13 protein-coding genes and 1 pseudogene are annotated in these 17,482 nt (G+C 40.0%); 6 read left to right on the top strand and 8 right to left on the bottom strand.

Going from position 1 to position 17,482, the window contains the following annotated elements:
• Window positions 1-103 precede the first annotated feature (103 nt).
• The 3 genes from FNT16_RS19525 (at window position 104) to FNT16_RS19515 (ending at window position 2,907) form a co-directional block, all read left to right on the top strand.
• Window positions 104-1,264, top strand: coding sequence for a cytochrome P450 (locus FNT16_RS19525; protein WP_143873679.1), 1,161 nt, complete (start codon window positions 104-106; stop codon window positions 1,262-1,264).
• Window positions 1,265-1,274: 10 nt separating this feature from the next.
• A complete protein-coding gene (locus FNT16_RS19520) occupies window positions 1,275-1,583 on the top strand; it encodes a 2Fe-2S iron-sulfur cluster-binding protein (RefSeq protein WP_143873677.1) in 309 nt (102 codons plus the stop codon).
• A gap of 64 nt (window positions 1,584-1,647) precedes the next feature.
• Window positions 1,648-2,907 carry an NAD(P)/FAD-dependent oxidoreductase gene (locus FNT16_RS19515; protein WP_143873675.1) on the top strand — a complete coding sequence of 420 codons (1,260 nt, stop codon included), beginning with the start codon at window positions 1,648-1,650 and terminating at the stop codon, window positions 2,905-2,907.
• Window positions 2,908-3,023: 116 nt separating this feature from the next.
• On the opposite strand, the pseudogene FNT16_RS19510 reads toward FNT16_RS19515, so the two are convergent.
• Both FNT16_RS19510 and FNT16_RS19505 read right to left on the bottom strand, forming a co-directional pair.
• Window positions 3,024-3,868: pseudogene (locus tag FNT16_RS19510) on the bottom strand (bile acid:sodium symporter family protein).
• Window positions 3,869-4,411: 543 nt separating this feature from the next.
• Window positions 4,412-6,844, bottom strand: coding sequence for a hypothetical protein (locus FNT16_RS19505; RefSeq protein ID WP_143873673.1), 2,433 nt, complete (start codon window positions 6,842-6,844; stop codon window positions 4,412-4,414).
• An 892-nt stretch (window positions 6,845-7,736) separates the two neighbouring features.
• Between FNT16_RS19505 and FNT16_RS19500 the strand changes: the two genes are divergently transcribed.
• Entirely contained in the window at window positions 7,737-9,650 is a 1,914-nt protein-coding gene (locus FNT16_RS19500) for a methyl-accepting chemotaxis protein (RefSeq protein WP_185976773.1), read from the top strand.
• A 222-nt stretch (window positions 9,651-9,872) separates the two neighbouring features.
• Here the strand turns inward: FNT16_RS19500 and FNT16_RS19495 are convergent, their stop codons facing one another.
• The 5 genes from FNT16_RS19495 to FNT16_RS19475 form a co-directional block, all read right to left on the bottom strand.
• On the bottom strand, window positions 9,873-10,634 hold the full coding sequence (locus FNT16_RS19495; protein WP_143873669.1) for a VIT1/CCC1 transporter family protein: 762 nt from the start codon (window positions 10,632-10,634) through the stop codon (window positions 9,873-9,875).
• 97 nt (window positions 10,635-10,731) lie between these two features.
• A complete protein-coding gene (locus FNT16_RS19490; RefSeq protein WP_143873667.1) occupies window positions 10,732-12,339 on the bottom strand; it encodes a hypothetical protein in 1,608 nt (535 codons plus the stop codon).
• Window positions 12,340-12,341: 2 nt separating this feature from the next.
• Window positions 12,342-12,992, bottom strand: coding sequence for an RNA polymerase sigma factor (locus tag FNT16_RS19485; protein ID WP_143873665.1), 651 nt, complete (start codon window positions 12,990-12,992; stop codon window positions 12,342-12,344).
• Window positions 12,993-13,106: 114 nt separating this feature from the next.
• Window positions 13,107-13,910, bottom strand: coding sequence for an alpha/beta hydrolase (locus FNT16_RS19480; RefSeq protein WP_143873663.1), 804 nt, complete (start codon window positions 13,908-13,910; stop codon window positions 13,107-13,109).
• Entirely contained in the window at window positions 13,907-15,046 is a 1,140-nt protein-coding gene (locus tag FNT16_RS19475; RefSeq protein ID WP_143873661.1) for a Zn-dependent alcohol dehydrogenase, read from the bottom strand. Before FNT16_RS19475 ends, FNT16_RS19480 begins: the two co-directional genes overlap by 4 nt.
• A gap of 142 nt (window positions 15,047-15,188) precedes the next feature.
• Between FNT16_RS19475 and FNT16_RS19470 the strand changes: the two genes are divergently transcribed.
• On the top strand, window positions 15,189-16,052 hold the full coding sequence (locus FNT16_RS19470) for an AraC family transcriptional regulator (protein ID WP_143873659.1): 864 nt from the start codon (window positions 15,189-15,191) through the stop codon (window positions 16,050-16,052).
• 76 nt (window positions 16,053-16,128) lie between these two features.
• On the opposite strand, the gene FNT16_RS19465 is transcribed toward FNT16_RS19470, so the two are convergent.
• A complete protein-coding gene (locus FNT16_RS19465; RefSeq protein WP_143873657.1) occupies window positions 16,129-16,869 on the bottom strand; it encodes a FadR/GntR family transcriptional regulator in 741 nt (246 codons plus the stop codon).
• A gap of 257 nt (window positions 16,870-17,126) precedes the next feature.
• Between FNT16_RS19465 and FNT16_RS19460 the strand changes: the two genes are divergently transcribed.
• Window positions 17,127-17,471 (top strand): cupin domain-containing protein, encoded by a 345-nt coding sequence (locus FNT16_RS19460; protein ID WP_143873656.1) that lies wholly within the window; start codon window positions 17,127-17,129, stop codon window positions 17,469-17,471.
• Window positions 17,472-17,482: the final 11 nt, after the last annotated feature.

Genomic DNA, 17,482 nt, shown 5'->3' with positions numbered 1-17,482 from the left:
TTCCGTATTTTTATTAGGCGTCTGGCAATATACTGTCAATATATTGTTAACAAATGGCAAGCATCATATATTTTGATTAAGCTGGCCTTAAGTGAGCAGAGTGATGAAAAGAAGCGAATTACCAGACCCGTTTGAACAAGCCCGTGTAGAAACTGGCTTCGGCGAGATGAACGACCAAAACGATCCTGTAACTATGTTGCTGCGCCTTAAAGACGTACGCAAAACTGCGCACAATTGGAAAACCTTCCAATCGGGTGCTGAGCCGGGCCGCATTGTTGTGCCATCAGAAGTGAATATTCGAGATACTCGGCAAATTCCTTTTGAGGTGGACCCGCCGATGCATGGTGAGTACCGTAAAGTGGTTGAGCCTTGGTTCAAACGCCCTCTAGAAGAAGCGTATCAAGCAAAACTTAAACAACAAATAAATGATATTGTTGATGAAGTATTAGCTAAAGATTCGGTTGAAGTGGTCAGCGATTTTTCATTGAAATTACAATCGCGGGCTTTAACCCTGTTATTAAATACGCCGTATGAAGAATCAGACGTGTGGATAGGTTGGGGCACGCATGTTTTTCGCAGCGAAGGTGTTGCGCTAGATGGTGACAAAGCCAATATTTTATACGATTACATAGACGCTGAAATTGACCGAGCAATTGAAAATCCGACAAATGATTTATATTCGGTCTTATTAAACAGTGAAGTAAATGGCAAAAAGCTGACAAAAGAAGAAGTAAAAGGTGTAATGATTCTAACTTTTGCGGGTGGTCGCGATACGGTGATTAACGCGGTAACGAATTCAATTGCTTATTTTGCAGATCATCCTGAATCGTTAAGCCGTTTGCAACAAGCGCCTGAAATTACCGGTAAAGCGGTTGAAGAGTTGATTCGTTATTTTTCACCATTAACCCACATGGGACGTGTTGTCACCGAAGATACTCAAGTATGTGAACATGCAGCGAAAGCCGATAGCCGCGTGTCTTTGTGTTGGGCGTCAGCTAACCGCGATGGTAATGTATTTGATAAACCAAACGAAGTTGTGTTGGATCGCAAAGTTAACCCTCACGTCGCGTTTGGCTTTAGCCACCACAATTGTTTAGGGGCAACTCATGCTCGTCAGATCATGCATATATTGCTGATGACATTGGCACAAAAAGTTAAATCAATTGAGATATTAGATGCTAAAGATAATGTCGAAGATTTAGATCAGTTTCAACGCAAAGTCGGTTTTGACAGTTTAACGGTTAAATTTAATCCAAGTATTTGAGAGGTTTAGCATGGCTAAAATTACATTTATTACAACAGACGAAGCGCAAATTACAGTAGAAGGCGATTCAGGTTCATTAATGGAACTGGCGGTTCAAAATAGTGTGCAGGGCATTGATGGCGATTGTGGTGGCGTATGTTCGTGCGCAACATGTCATGTTTACGTTGAGCCAGAGCATGTCGAGAAAACTGGTGAAGCCAGTGAGATTGAAAAAGATATGTTGGAACTGGATGACAACGCCAACGAATATAGCCGTTTATGCTGTCAGATAGAAATCAGTGATCAGCTTGATGGTGTCATTTTACGCGTAGCGCCTTAATTTGGCACCGGATAATCAAAGAACAAGCAAAAGACAATCAAATTAATAATGTATGGTGGTATTTATGTCTGATAGTTTAAACAATGATCAAACATGTGTCGTGATTGGTGCGAGCCATGCAGGGGTAAATTTTGCTTTTGCGCTTCGCAAAGCGGGTTGGCTCGGGCGGATCAAATTATATGATGTTGATCCCGTTTTACCTTATCACAGACCACCTTTATCAAAAGCCTATTTAACCAGCTCTGATGGTATCGAAAAAAATGCGCTTAAGCCGGCGCAAAGTTATGAAAAAGAGTCGATCGAACTTAACCTAGGTGTAGAAGTAGAATCTATTAACAGGGCAGACAAAAACATACTGTTAGCCGATGGCCAAACTCAGGCATATGACAAATTGGTAATTGCCAGCGGAGCGCGACCATTTATGCCGCCGGTTAAGGGCTTAGACACGGCCTCTCATTTATATCCGCTGAGAACGGCAGCCGATGTCAGTAATATTAAAGCGGCTTTTGAGCAAAGTGACAAGAAACGTGTTGTCGTGATCGGTGGCGGTTATATTGGTCTAGAAACAGCTGCATCGTTGAAAAAATTGGGAGCCAGTTGTGTCACTGTTTTAGAGCGGGAATCTCGCATATTAGCGCGCGTGACCGCACCTGAAATGTCTGCTTTTTTTGAAAAGCTGCATGCGAAAAACGGTGTAAATATACTGACCGGTAAAAATGTCAGCGAAATTATCACTGAACAATCAGTTAATCAGGTGGTTTGTGATGACGGTCAGATGTACGAAGCTGATTTAATTATTGTTGGTGTTGGTATTCGGGTAAATACCGAATTGGCGGCACAAGCTGGGCTTGAAATAGAGAATGGCATTAAAGTGGACCATTGTGCCCGCACGAACGATCCCGATATTTACGCAGTCGGGGATTGTAGTTTTCATCACAACCCGCATTACGAGCGTTTTATTCGTTTAGAGTCGGTACAAAATGCAGTTGATCAGGCAAAAGTGGCTGCAGCTTCTGTCTGTGGTAAAGAGATAACTTACGATACCATTCCATGGTTTTGGTCAGATCAGTACGACGTAAAATTACAAATGGTCGGTTTATCACAAGGTTATAATAATTTGGTTGTGCGGCAGGAAGGCGATGCGGATAACAAGTTTTCAGTCTGGTATTTTAACGATGACACTTTATTGTCAGTTGATGCAGTTAATAACGCTAAAGCATATGTGATTGGGACTAAATTTATCAAATCAGGTGACAAGTTAGATAAGCAAAAACTGGCTGATGCAAGCGTGGAGTTTAAACCTGCTAATTTGTTGAGTGTATAAAATTGCTTGTTTGTTGGTTTGTTGGTTTGTTGGTTTGTTTGATTGCTTGATTGTGCTGGGGTTGAATCATCAACCCCATTCACCTATAAATACGCCTTAAAGCGCAAACCCATCGATTAACGGTTTGGCACTTGTTTAAGTTGTTCTGCTTGCTCCTCAGATTGCTTGTCAGAATGCAGGCCAGCATCGGCACTTTTTCGCCAATGAGACGCTAAGATTGAACCGTTAATATTCATTACAGGGCCAAAGATTGCAGGAGCGATACCCATAGTGGCCACCCGGCCCATTTCAACTGCAATACCCGAAGCTAAACCGGAATTCTGCATACCGACTTCAAACGCAATAGCCCGCGCAGAAGCTTCATCCATCCGAATCAATTTAGCCACGCCATAACCCAATAAAAGGCCAAGCACATTCTGCAGAACAACTAATCCAATTAAAGTAAAACCTAATGTGATTAAATTATCTCGGCCTGCGGCTGTAATAACTGCGATAATCACAATAATGCCAATCATAGATAAACGTGGCATTAACTTATCAATTATCGGAAATTTACCATGTAAAAAATGGTTAAACAAAAGCCCAGCAACAACGGGTAAAATTACTATTTTTGTAATGCTCCAAAACATTGCAACCGCATCGATTGGAATATGTTGTCCGGCCAACCATGACATTAATAAGGGCGTCATAAAAGGTGCTAATAAAGTAGAAAAGGCCGTTAAGGATAAAGATAAAGCTAAATTTGCACCCGAGATGTAGGCCATAACATTAGATGCTAATCCGCCAGGTGAACAACCAACCAATATAATGCCAGCCGCAATTTCGGGGGTAAGCCCGACATCAGAGCTAACGACATACCTATAAAAGGCATAATGGTAAATTGGCAGATTAAACCAACCGCTATGTGTTTTGGCATTTTCGCAACACGAACAAAATCAGCAACGCCAACAGAGGTGCCCATGCCAAACATAATTATCATTAGTAGCGGAACAATTAACCCAGTTAATTTGTAATCACCAATTTGGCGAAATATATCCGGAAATATCAGCGCTAATGCAACTATCGCCAGTACCGACAGGGTAAATGCGGTATTTTTTAACATTGTTTTGCCCTCTTTATTTTTAAAAATGATGTCGGGCGTGTGTATTTTAATTATGTAACACGCCCTCATATTTTTTCGCCAGAGAGGTGGGATTTCCTATCGGTGTTCAACTAATTTTTAACGGGTTTTTAATTTTAAGGTAACTTTTTAGCCGGAATATTTCAAGCCAAGTGAAAAACACAAATGCTATTGTTTTGTTTATGGTGGGTATTAATATTGATGAGTTTCCAAGTTTTATATTTTATGGCTGGGATACGTCGTCTAACGAAAGCCCTAAAACTTGTTTGGCAATTTGATTAAGCTTGTTTTTCTCAGCGTGATTTAAGCAAAAAGTCAGTCGCATAAAATACGACTGACTGCTAATACTATTCTATTGCTATTTTAATGCTATTTTTGTTGGTCCTAATTTCTGTTTAATTCAACTGAAGTTGTAAACACTTGCATCACAGCTGAGCTGACATAACCACCGGCATCAGAGAATTCTACTGACACTGTGTTGTTTGCTTGTAGCAGATCATAAGAAACCGGAATTTCAATCACACCAAAAAAGTTCGGACGGCCGGTTTGGGTTTTACCTTGTTTTTGGTCATAACCTTTAACGTCGGTCGGTACGCTAACTGAAGTACCATTCACATTGACAACCGGAGTTAATGATTTTCCATGGTCGCGACCTATCCCTAATCTAAGCACCGCTTCACCATGATCATTAACTGTGACATCTTTAAATTCAAAGTTAATCGCTTGATTCGCATTAATCGCTTGATGGTAAGTCGTTGCATAATAGCGTTTTTCGGTGTTCGATTCTGCAATATTAATGTTGTCAGCATATTCAAGCGTCACTATCGTAGTTGCTTCAGCCGGCAAGGTTATTTTTTCAGGTATTTCAGTTAAGGTGTTTTCAATTAACTGAGTTTCAAATGCATCTGTATAGCTCAGCTCTTTATAGCTGATAGCATTTAACGTATTGCCTTCAACGCCTAATGTATTGAGTTTAACTTCAACATCTTCAAATTCTAGGTTGGTTAAAACGATATAAGCTTTATTACCTTCAACATAGCTATCGGTTAATACGTCAACTTCATTTGAATAACTATCAACTCGTGTTCCATTTACATCTGACCATAATTGATAAAACTTAACATGATCTGAATATACCCAAGTGTCATCATCTGATCCGTCGCGTTCTTTTTTCTGCACCATTAAGCGGCTTGAATAAGCGATGCTTTTTCCATTTACAGTGCGGCGGCCCCATTCAGCTTTCACCGGTATAAATGGAATCACTTTTAAAATATTATTCGGGCGTTCTAAAAACTGAGTATTCATGGTGGTGATAGACAAGACTTTTTCAGCGTCACGCTGAGGTGTCCAGTCTTCATTTAGCCGAGCGTGAACAGATGAGCCAACCTCTGATATTAAAATTGGTTTGACCTGACCAAATTTTAAGTACGTATAATGCTCTAGCATGTCCAAAGTCGCTTCTAAGTTGCTACCGCGACGATATCGTTCAGAGTTTTGGAAAGTTGGGAAATCGTATAAATGGATAGAGATAAAGTCCATATTTTCACCGGCCGTGTCGATAAATAATTTATCTCTTTCTTCCCAACGTTTAAAATTATCTTTATCAAAATCAGGAAAGGCAACCGTATATCCACCAATCATGATATCGTCATTTTTAGGATCTTTGCGTATTTCGGCGGCAACCGTATTGTGAAATTTAAATACTTTTAATGGCTCAACGTAATCTGCATCACCTTCACGATCTGTGGTTAAGTCATACAAAGGTTCGTTCATCACTTCAAAATAAACGGGTTTTTGTTGGCCCATATCGCTGTCATTTTGTGCAAAAAACTTAGATAAGTATTGCGACATATAGTGGCCAGTCGCCGTGCCGAAAGGCTCAGCGGCTGTATCGGATTGAGAAAAGGCCCAAGCTGGATCACCATTTACCGGATTTATTAACGTTCCTTCCGGCCAGTACGGGTGCTGCTGACCACCGACTATCATGTCCTGCATACGATCTTCGACTTTACGCGCATTTTCGTATTTAACACTGGTGTTATTATCGTAGATCCATTTTACATCGCCCGCGCGCTGACTGGCGGACGATTCATCAACAAATCCCGGTCGGGCCGCATCCTGAGAAACATTTCTTAAGTTCCAGCCGATTGAGCCAGTATCACGACCAAAATACACATCATAACCCTGCATAAAATCTAGCATTAAGTTATCACCTAATTCATTCGGCGCGTTTAAGCTATGTACATCATTTTGACCCCAGCCATTTTCTAAGTTGTACGCATGAATGTTAATGTATTTTTGACGATCAAGTGTGTCTATGCCATCAATCACATGTTTAGTATTTAAATTAACGTCAACTTGAACAACACCATCATCTACAATCGATTCTGCCAGCGTGGTTACCACAAATGTTTTGCTAACACCGCCGATTGAAACGGTTGCACTGCTTTGTGTTAAAAAATCAGCAGCGCTCTGTATCCTGATTTTTATCGTTTGACCATTTTCAATTTGGCCGGCCGCATTGGTATAATTACCATTGTTGATTGAATATTCACCGCCGGTTATTGTTACATTGGTCGGTGCGTCAATACCGCTAATCGTAATGGTGTCTGATTCTATTTGACTATTTAAAGTTACGTTTGTCTGTGCGGTAAAACTAAAAGTGTTTGGCGTTGTGTCTTTGACAGTTTCACCCGGTGAGTTTCCATCGTCTGTATTAACTGAACTACCACCGCCGCCACAGCCTGCCAGATTAAGCGTTGAAGCTATACATATTGAAGCTACACTCAGTATCAATTTATTATGAGATAAAAACATTTAACCGACCTTTTTTGTATCGTATATTAATAAAACCTTACGTTATGTTATATAATAATTTGTTAATTGTATACAATAGATTGAGCTTCGAGCTTCGAGCTTCGAGCTTCGAGCTTCGAGCTTCGAGCTTCGAGCTTCGAGCTTCGAGCTTCGAGCTTCGAGCTTCAAGTTATAAGTTTCAAGTTTCAAGTTATAAGAAAGTGTAGGTCGAGCCTTTAGGCCGACAACCCAGCAGCAATTCCATAATCTGCAGCTCTGAGCTACGAGCAGCAAGTTTCAAGTTATAAGTTATGCGTTATAAGTTTCAAGTTTCAAGTTTCAAGAAAGTGTAGGTCGAGCCTTTAGGCCGACAACCTAGCAGCAATTCAAGAATCGGCAGCTTTAAGCTACGAGCAGCAAGTTTCAAGTTATAAGTTATGCGTTATAAGTTTCAAGTTTCAAGTTTCAAGAAAGTGTAGGTCGAGCCTTTAGGCCGACAATCTAGCAGCATTCAATAATCGGCAGTTTTGAGTTACGAGCTTCGAGTTTCAAGTTTCAAGTTACAAGTTTTTGGTTTTAATGTAGGTCGAGCCTTTAGGCCGACAACCCAGCAGCAACTCAATAATTGGCAGCTCTAAACTCGATCATAAAACTGTCTTTCTGAAACTTGCTAGACAGGGTGGTTTGTACATTGAATCACCCTAATTTTAGACTACAATCATTAAATGGATTAAAAATAACCTGTTAGCACTGCGTTCGGTACTCAGCGTTGTTTTTGCACTTAGCTTCCAAGTTGTACTTGAAAATATAAGTGAAATTGAGCGAAGAGTGTTTCGTCTCTTAGCATGTTATTCATGGACAATATTTACCTACTGATAAATACATACCCTAAATAAAATTTGGAAATATGTGCATGATTCAACTTGGTTTTAGAAGAACTTTGGTACTGGTGGTTTCTATACTTGTACTTGCATCGCTATTAATCACGGTTTTGGTTTCTGATAGATTTTTTAGAACAAATACGTCAGCCGATCTCAAACGGACGATCTTAAATTCAGCCACCTATGAATCTATTCGGATTGCCGATCACGTTCAAAAAAGTGCTAAGAATGCTATTGGCGTTGCCAAACTTTATGAGCAATTTCAAGATAAGGTTAGGCTAAAGGAACTATTAAAAATAGCAGCAATTTCGGCATCAGTACACAAAGTCACTATCGGCTTTGCCGATGGCCGGTCGTATGCTTCAAAGCACGACGCTAATTTTCCAGGAGGGGTGGGCGATATCAAGCGTTATGATCCTCGCACTCGTTCGTGGTTTAAGTTTGGCCGCTCATTGACAGGGCTTGGTTTAAGCGATGTATTTTTTACCACCAAAAGTCAGGAACCGATGCTGGGTGCGCTTCATCCGATTGAAAATGGCGTTGTGTTGGTTGATGTACGATTAACACATATAAAAACGCTGCTTGAAGAAATGAAGGTGGTTGACGGTGCGGTAGGTGTTCTGATTGATGGGAAAGGGACCGTGCTTGAATCAACCGCAGACTTTATACCTGTGCGGGAAAACATCAACATCATAAATGTAACACAGCCGCTTGCTCCAACCATATTGGCAAGCGAAGACTCATTTAATTTAATTGATATTCAAGGCGAAGACTATGTACTTGTCTCTAAAAAGATTCATTTGGACGCTGGAGTCAGTTGGAACCTGCTAGTGGCTGTAGACAGTAAAACAGCTTTCGCACAGGTTAAATCTGCGGTCTGGAAGTTAAGACTGTTAGCCTTGGTGATTGGTTTAGTTTCTATCTTGGTACTGGTCATTGTATTAGCAAAACTCTATCGTCCAGTGCTTGATCTGAAAACTACCGTAGCGCAGTTAGCTGAGGGGGAAGGCGACCTTACAAGCCGCTTAAAAGTAAGATCGAATGATGATTTGGGTGATATTGCTCGGGGTATCAATCGGGTTATCGGCAACTTGCACTCGATGATAAGTGACGTTAAATCAGTGACCATTCAACTATCAAATGGGGTTAATGTGCTACGTGAACACGAAAAACAAACCTCAGATATATTGAAAAACCACTCTAAAGAAACAGAATTTGTAGTATCAGCTGTTGAACAACTTAGCTATACCGCTCAACAAGTATCTGAGCATGCTGATAATACTGTAAAGCATACGCGTGAGGCTGATACACTCGCAGATACATCTAAAAATAACATACAAAGTGCTCAGGATAACTTACAAAATCTCGTTCGAGAAGTAGAGCAGACAACCAATAATATCACCGCGATGAATAATGAAACGCAAGATATCGCATCGATATTGGGTGTAATTGGGGGAATTGCCGAACAAACCAATTTATTAGCATTAAATGCAGCCATTGAAGCTGCAAGAGCGGGTGAACAAGGGCGTGGATTTGCTGTCGTAGCGGACGAAGTGCGTGCTTTGGCCAGCAAAACACAGCACAGCACGAAAGAAATTGAAGAAGCCCTGCAGGCATTGAAAGATAGAGCCAGCTCTGTTGTTGTCGCCATTGAACGTACTGGCGACGCGAGCCAATATGCAGTGAGCGAAGCTCAATTAGTCGCAGATAACTTAAGTGATTTAATCAATTTTGTCAGCTTAATTAACGAGTTAAACGTACAGATTTCCAGCTCTGCTGGTGAACAAAACACGGTAATAAGTGAAATAAATAAGAATATGACACATATTCACCAAATGGTTGATGAACTTAATGAAAAAGGCGATCGTATGCGCAATGAAACGGCGAGTATCGAAACACTAAATACTAAATTGGTGAGTCTTGTGAGCAAGTTTAAACTGTCATAGGTTGTTCTTCTTTGAGTCCGGTCTGTTTGAACCAGATTTTATTTTCATTCTCTATTTTCTATTCTTAATAGAAAAACAAAAAAACAAAAAAACAAAAAAACAGAAAAACAGCAAAGAATGCTACCCTTCTTGGTCAAATAATTAATAGAAAGAAGAGCGAAATTTTGGACAACTTGTTGGTTTTACGAAAAGGCATAGTTTTAATGATTGTGAAGAATTGCGTTAACTGCCAGCGATATTAAACACCTCACGTAAAAAATAAGCGGTAAAATAGGCCAGTGCGGCAGCGGTTCCACCGGTGAGTAGTGTACGTAATCCAGACAGCAGTAACGGTTTGGCCAATGCTAGACTTTTTAGCATTCCAATGACAAAAAACATAATACCTGCTAAAAATGCGCTCATGATAAATTGTTGGTTCATTGTGAGAGAAGATCCTAAATAGGGCAGAAGTGGCACTGCACCTACGGCAATAAAGGATAAAAATGTGACACTGGCTGAAATTATGGGGCTTTTGCTGTTTTTGCAAAGTCCGTGTTCTTCCGCGAGCATAATCTCAAGCCATACTTCTTTATTTGTTGTAATTTTATCTACGACTTTTTCTAATAACTCGCCTTCAAACCCTTTAGCGCGATATATTTGTCTTATTTCTTCACGCTCACCGTCCGGCACTTCTTGTATGTGTTGCTCTTCTGATTTTATGACACTTTCTAAATATTCCGATTCAGCTTTGCTCGATTCATAGTTGCTGATAGCCATACTAAACCCATCGGCGAAAAGGTTTGCAAACCCGAGGATCACAGCGACAGATGAAGGAAAGCCAGCGCCGACAGAGCCAGAAACTACGGCAAACGTGGTGATACAACCATCGATACCGCCTAATACCGCATCTGAGATGTTTTCTCGTTTTGGGCCCTGAGATAATCTTTTGTGGATCATCTCAGGTTGGTGATCTTTAATCAGATCTTGTTGATGTGAGTCTTTCATCCTGATCTCATGAAAGCTTTTCACTTAATATTAGTATATGTTTACTACTCGGCGCCAGTTTTACTGAGGCTGCTTGTTTATGCGCAAAGCTTGTATTTTACTCGATTTCTGAAAACTCAAAGTTATCTACATGAAAGATAGCTTTCGTATTGACGTGAAAACCGATTTCAAAATAGCTTTTTTTGACAATTTCCGCGCCTGGGATTTCTACTCTGATTTTTATTAATCCACTTTCAGCAATTTCTTGATGAGTTGTCGAGTAACTGTGTGGCGCCCAGCCCGGAACTGCCGTTTGCCATCCACTGGGAATATTGTGTACGGCTGAATAGTCGCCGCGTTTTAGCCTTAGATCATAAGAAAATAAATAGCTTTTTGCTGCATCAAATTGAATACCTGCAAATGCATATTGATTCAATTTGATTGCTAGCGGGCCTAGGAAAGTATCTACATATAGGCCATATTCCCCAGTAATTGCAGCTTCTGAGGTGGTTTTTACTTGTGCGTAATTGTCGTAGCCAGTCGCAATTTTTTCAACGATAAACGAACCATATTGTCCGCTCTCAAGATCTGGGTTGCGCCCCGTTAATAAGTTTTTATTATTTACGACTGATTTTAGCTGTACATTGTCTATATAAAATTCTTCACCAGGTCGGTTAAATGCGATTTCTAATTGGGTGTTGCTTGCTGGCCAGTTTTCACCGTAAATATATTTTTCAAAGTGGATCCAGCGACCGGCGGAATGGTCGTTTAACCATGGCCCGTAAGCTGTTGTTAAATATCCTTTTTTATGATTTGCTAGGCGAGCATATACACCAGCTGGATTCGTATTTTCGTTTAGTCTAAAAATATCAAAGCTTAATTTAAACAGCTTTGAGTTTTGCATAAAGCCTTGAGGTAAATTTAGCGGAGACATTATCAAGTAAGCTGGCCCAGCTTGGGTGTTTATATATAAACCATTTTGTCCGCTGTTTGCTGCTTCGGGTCTGACTTCAATAAAACCTACTGAATTGTGATTAAGTTTCCAAGGTGCAACTTCTCCAGTTTCAAAATCTGCATTTAATCCGGCCAGTAAATCAATTTCTTTTGGCGGTTCTGCTTGTGTGATAGATGCGGTTAAGGGGATTGAACTAGGATTATCCTTAGATAATTTTTTATCGCTGTTTTTGTCGGTGTGGGTAGGAAAGAGATTTGAGGTGTCTGCAGTTGCTTGTTTATCAGCCTGTTTGAATTTATCTACTGAATGACCAAATTCGGAATTATTGTTGTTTAAGTTGTTACCGATAGTTGCAAGCTCGATAGGATTCTGGACATCATAACCACTGTTGCGCTGCGTTAAAAAGAGCCCAAAAAATGTAACAATCAGTATTACTGCAGTTGCCAGTAACGCGTTTCTCACATAATGTTTATCGTTTGCGGCTTCGTTAGTGTGTTTTATTTGCTGGATGGTTTTTAGTTTTTTTTCTACCTTTTTCGCAAAATCATCCTGCTCAGTATGTGTTAGGCGTAATTCGATCTCTTTTTGAAATACTTTCGCATCCGTCATTTGATATTTGGCGATCAATAACCGCTCAATTATTTTATGCTGCGCGAGGTGAGTTAGCACATCGCCATTATTCTCTGTGCGTTTGTTCAAACCCTCTACATCGGTTTTCTCGGATAGATAATCAGCCAGTAATTTTTCGTCGTGTTTGTTGAGCTTGCTCACCTTTATACCTCTTCGGATAGTTTTTGGTTGATGCATTCGCGCAACTTGTCCCGCATACGATGCAGACGCATGGTGATAGTAGAATGTCTGGTTTGATATATTTGTGTTAAATCAGCCACGCTGTAACCTTCACTATAATATTGTTTAATCAGTTTTTTCGCGTTTTCATTCAAAGCTTCAGTACAACTATTTAAAGCATTTACCAAAATATTTTCATCTTGTCTTTCGAGTTGTTCGTCTATTTGGCGTTCAATTTTAGTTGCAATGAGTTGTTCAATATCATTCGCATCACCGGCAGCGATGTGCGAAACCTTTCGTCTGTGATTTTTGAGCAAATTAAGCGCGATAGCTTTGAACCAATATTTAATTGGACGTTCGGGGCTAAATTCCTCAATTCGGCGAAATGCGACAATAAAAGTTTCTTGTGCTAAGTCTTCGGCCTCGTGGATTTCATCTAAGCGTGCCGCTAAACAAATTCTTATTTCCCGTTCGTGATTTTTAACCAGCTGAGTAAAAGCTGAGATATCCTTTTGCTGTGCTTTTTTAATTAGTTTTAGCTCTTGAATATCCAAAAATTCGACTCCGATGATTAACTTTGTGATGATTAATTGTGTAATGGTGAATTTTATTCGGCTAAACAAGCCTTTATTCATTCTAGTATGTCGCAGGATTGACGAAATGACACATCGCAAATTAATATTTTATCAATCTTTACAAAATGAATGCCCACTTCCCTAAAAAGTAAAGTTAAGCGGGCATTAAACAGGCTAATATCGGCTTTCTATTTCATTAAAAAAGCGAAAGGTTTTTTGTACGTGCACGTGCCAATATTCCCAGCTGTGACCACCTTCAAATACTTCAAATTGGTGGGGTATTTTTGCCGCGTTCATTTTATCGATTAACTTAAGGTTACTTTGATACAACTCATCATCTAGGCCACAATCTAGTCGCAGTGGCGGTAATTTAGTTTGCTGCTTTTCCATCCAGTACAACAGATTAGATTCATCGTTATTGGTACACTGATACGCGGTTAAATCGGTGTCGACAAAATATTTTAAATCCGCCAATTCGGTAATAGACGAGTGAGCTGAAATTGCACTGAATTTATCTGGGTATTTTGCGCCTAATCTCAGTGCTCCGTAACCACCCATTGACAATCCGCTAATATAAACTCGGCTTTGTTCAGTCACTTGTTCTAGTGTTTGGATGCTGGCCTCGATTACATCGTCAACAATCCAGCTTTCATAGTCACCATGATTATGAGTGGGTAAATAACCACTGCCATCGAATAAACCGCCATCTGACGGCATGACCAGAATAAAATCTTGGATGCCAAATTCAGCTTTGACTTTTTTGTAAGCTAGATCTACCCCTCCTAAATTCAACCATACCCAATGGTTACCATAAACGCCATGCAATAACACTATTATGGGTAAATCGTTTCCCCTTGCATGGGTGTTGTAATAACTTACGTCGTGTCTGCGGTTTAGGTGTGACGAATGTATCGTCACAATTTGCGTATTGTCGGGCGTGAATTTTGGGTTGGAAACTTCAAGCCTTAAGATACTCATGCATTTTCTCCGTTGTTTTGCGCATCTTCGCTATCAATAATAACAACGCCTTTGGCAATACGCCCATTTAACATATCGTCAAAACCTTGAGCCAGCGTTTCTAATGTGTATGTTTTGGTCACTAATTCATTTAGTTTAAGTTTTCCTGATTCAAACAAAGACAAAATGCGTGGAAAGTCTCGCTCTGGGTTGCATTGTCCGTAGAGTGGGTTGATATAGATTTTATCCCATTCAAATAATTCACAATCAAAATCGATTCGTTGTTCAATGCCACTTGCCTGCACGGCAACACCCGCACTGCGAATTAATTTAAGGGGAGCCGAGCCCAGTGCAGGTATCGCTGTACATTCAAAAGCATAATCTGCGGCACGTCCACCATTTAACGCTTTAACATCTTCTAATACTTGAACAAAGTCGATATCTTCTTTAGCTGCTATTACACCGTGGGTTGCGCCAAATTGTTTTGCTTGTTGAATGCGACTTTCACTGATATCAATGGCAATTACTTTAGCGGCGCCTGATATCGCGGCGCCTTGAATCACGTTTAAACCAACGCCACCACAGCCAATGACACAAACAGTCGAGCCGGCTTTTACATTGGCAGCATTAACGGCTGAACCCCAACCTGTCATTACACCACAACCTACAATTGACGCGGCTGGGAATGAAATATCTACATCTGTTTTTACAACAGCTGCTTCTTTAACAACCGTATATTCAGACATAGTTCCTAGGTGAAACGAACGTTCTAAAGGTGCATTTTCATGTGTGCAAGCTGCTGGGTGGGCATGACCGGATAAATCGCAGCCACAGACAGGTGAATGATTTTCGCAGATATGTACATTGCCTTCTAAACACTGAAAGCATTTTCCGCAGGGTATCGCCCAATTTAAGATGACTTTGTCGCCCACTTGAACTTTTGTTACGCCTTCGCCGATTGCTGTTACGATACCTGCACCTTCATGCCCGACGATAAATGATTTATTCCAGTTTTGAATAGAGTCCCAATCGGTGTGGCAGATACCAGAGGCTTTAATTTTTACTTGTACTTCGCCGGCGTGTGGTTGGCCCACTTCGACTGTGGTCAATTCAAATTGACCTTGGCCGTTAGATATAATTGCACGTGATTGCAACATGGTTATCCCCAAATATAAACTTACAAAAATAACATTTAACCATGTTGAATGATTGTAATCTGACATTTTGTCAGCGATAAATATCAAAATATTGTCATTCTACTCACTTAATTGTAATCTGATAAAAAGCAGTGAGGGCGATATGAGTAAGAGCAAAGTTTATTGTGAACCGTTTTGTATTCAGAAGGGGTATAGTTTTGAGATCCATCACGTCAGTTATCAGGCTGATGATCCTTACTCTTGTTTTATGCATTTTCATCAAGTGCATGAAATCATCGTGTTTGAAAAAATTGACGGAACCTATTTTTATAGTCAGGGTCAGTCTCAGTTAAAAGACCAAGATATTGTTTTTATACCTAGTTTAGAAACACATGATTTTGAACTGACAGCAGATGCTAAATCTTGGTATATTATTCAGTTTTTGCCCGAATTTTTAAGCCAACAAGCTCTACCAGAGTTGGACTCTTTTTTCCAACAAGGTATGCATTTAAGAATGGATACGAGTCAATTGGAGTCTTTTTCAATTCAGGTTAAGTGGTTGTTAGATAGTTACCAGCAAGATCCGTACAGCGAAAAAAGTTTAACGATTCTGAAGCTTATATTAATTTGGTTGGCTGAACATGCAGATCCGGTAAAACCGCCCCAACTTACCACGGTACAAAAAAGTGCAAATTATCAACGACTACAACCGGTTATGAATTTGTTTCGACATCAAGCTGCGGTTGAATTGCCGTTAGATGAAGCAGCAAGCTTGTGCCATTTATCGCCTTCTTATTTTTCACGTTTGTTTAAAAGTGTCTTTAGGTGCAATTTTTCTGAATATGCAAATCAGCACAAGTTGTACAGTGCTGCTCGGTTACTCAGCCAATCTAATATGTCGATTACAGATATTGCGTTTGAGTTAAACTTTTCGAGCCCCTCACACTTTATTTCGCTGTTTAAAAAGCAATTTGGCTTAACACCTAAAAAGTATAAAACTGAAATGGAATCACGTATTCGGGCGTAACAAAGTTGCCATGTGAAAACATGGCAAAATGTAGCTTATGCGGTGGGATTGTCTAATAATTTTAACGGTTTAATGCTTAGTTGGCTCTGCTGACCACATGGTCTAAAGAATACAAACCGCGTGTTTGTGAAGTTTGCTTTTTAATCTGTTCTAAAGCCTTTTCTTCACTTTTGTCAAACAAAGCATTTATTAAGCGTTGGAAATGTTTATGCATTGCGGTGCGCGCAGCTGCAGTATCTCGCTTTTTCAACGCGTTTAATATTTCTCTATGCTCTTGTAGCCTTTTAGTATGGCTTTGACTACATATATCTTTGTATGCTTCCGCTACATCAGAGTTTGTTGTTCGAACTTTCCATAGTCCTTGAATTGCAGAAAGCACCGCATTATTTTTAGTCGCTTTGGCAATGATTAAATGAAAATCGCGGTCAGCTTTTTCAACATCCTGACCCATTTCCATTTGTGACATGGTTTTTTCTAAAGCGGCTATTTGTTCATCCGTAATTGCAAACGCTGCCAATGCTGCGGCTTCACCTTCAAACAGAGCGCGTGCTTGTGTTAATTCAAATGCACTGATTTTGTGTTCTGTCGCTGAGTCTTCTTTTTGCTCTAAGACATAAACACCTGAACCTGTTTTAACTTCTACTCTGCCTCTAACTTCCAATGCGATAATCGCTTCGCGAATGGTTGGCCGACTTACATTATAAGTCTCAACAAACTCTCGCTCTGGTGGCAAACGCGCACCCGCTGTAAATTCACCAGAATTAATTCGAGCTTCTATTTTCTCGACAATACTCCAAAACATTCGTTTATTTTTCATACTGAACTACCTAGACATCTTAAAAAGTTAAAACGTTAAACCCACCGTTAAACCTGATTCTACCCTTTATTTTGCAAGACATAAAGCAAGTTGTCTTACAAATTGGTAATAAATTTATTGTTAACAAAACCTGTATTACAATAAGTGTTTTGTGTGTGTTATTTGTAAGTCACTAGTTGCAATTAGTGTTTGACAATTAATTGGCTTATTGGTTAGACTTGGTTGTCAGTCAGTTTTAGCCAGCAAAAGAGGTTTAAGTGAACGAGAGTAATAACTTTGTGTTTTCGGAAGATGTCTCTATAGAAGACTTAGGCCAAGGGGTTACACGCCAAATTTTGGGTTACAACGAAGAATTAATGGTTGTAAAAGTTTGGTTTGACACAGGTGCGGAAGGTTATGTACATAGTCACCCCCATTCACAGGTCACTTACGTTGAATCTGGTGAGTTTGATGTCAACGTGGGTGGTGAAATTAAACAACTTAAAGCTGGGGATAGTTTTTATATTCCACCTTATGTTGAGCATGGCGCAGTGTGCAAGCGTGCTGGTATTTTACTCGATACTTTTAGCCCGGTAAGGGAAGATTTTCTTAAGCAGTCATAAGCGAAAGTATT

Origin of the sequence: Catenovulum sediminis (genome assembly GCF_007289895.1) — a bacterium.
Taxonomy (GTDB): domain Bacteria; phylum Pseudomonadota; class Gammaproteobacteria; order Enterobacterales; family Alteromonadaceae; genus Catenovulum; species Catenovulum sediminis.
Note: the sequence above shows the minus strand (reverse complement) of the source record. Positions and strands in the feature narration are given on the sequence as shown.

Bases quoted from the DNA above. Each gene is read 5' to 3' on its own strand.
- FNT16_RS19525 (WP_143873679.1), top strand. From the start codon at position 104: ATGAAAAGAAGCGAATTACCAGACCCGTTTGAACAAGCCCGTGTAGAA.
- FNT16_RS19520 (WP_143873677.1), top strand. From the start codon at position 1,275: ATGGCTAAAATTACATTTATTACAACAGACGAAGCGCAAATTACAGTA.
- FNT16_RS19515 (WP_143873675.1), top strand. From the start codon at position 1,648: ATGTCTGATAGTTTAAACAATGATCAAACATGTGTCGTGATTGGTGCG.
- FNT16_RS19505 (WP_143873673.1), bottom strand. From the start codon at position 6,844: ATGTTTTTATCTCATAATAAATTGATACTGAGTGTAGCTTCAATATGT.
- FNT16_RS19500 (WP_185976773.1), top strand. From the start codon at position 7,737: ATGATTCAACTTGGTTTTAGAAGAACTTTGGTACTGGTGGTTTCTATA.
- FNT16_RS19495 (WP_143873669.1), bottom strand. From the start codon at position 10,634: ATGAAAGACTCACATCAACAAGATCTGATTAAAGATCACCAACCTGAG.
- FNT16_RS19485 (WP_143873665.1), bottom strand. From the start codon at position 12,992: ATGAATAAAGGCTTGTTTAGCCGAATAAAATTCACCATTACACAATTA.
- FNT16_RS19480 (WP_143873663.1), bottom strand. From the start codon at position 13,910: ATGAGTATCTTAAGGCTTGAAGTTTCCAACCCAAAATTCACGCCCGAC.
- FNT16_RS19475 (WP_143873661.1), bottom strand. From the start codon at position 15,046: ATGTTGCAATCACGTGCAATTATATCTAACGGCCAAGGTCAATTTGAA.
- FNT16_RS19470 (WP_143873659.1), top strand. From the start codon at position 15,189: ATGAGTAAGAGCAAAGTTTATTGTGAACCGTTTTGTATTCAGAAGGGG.
- FNT16_RS19465 (WP_143873657.1), bottom strand. From the start codon at position 16,869: ATGAAAAATAAACGAATGTTTTGGAGTATTGTCGAGAAAATAGAAGCT.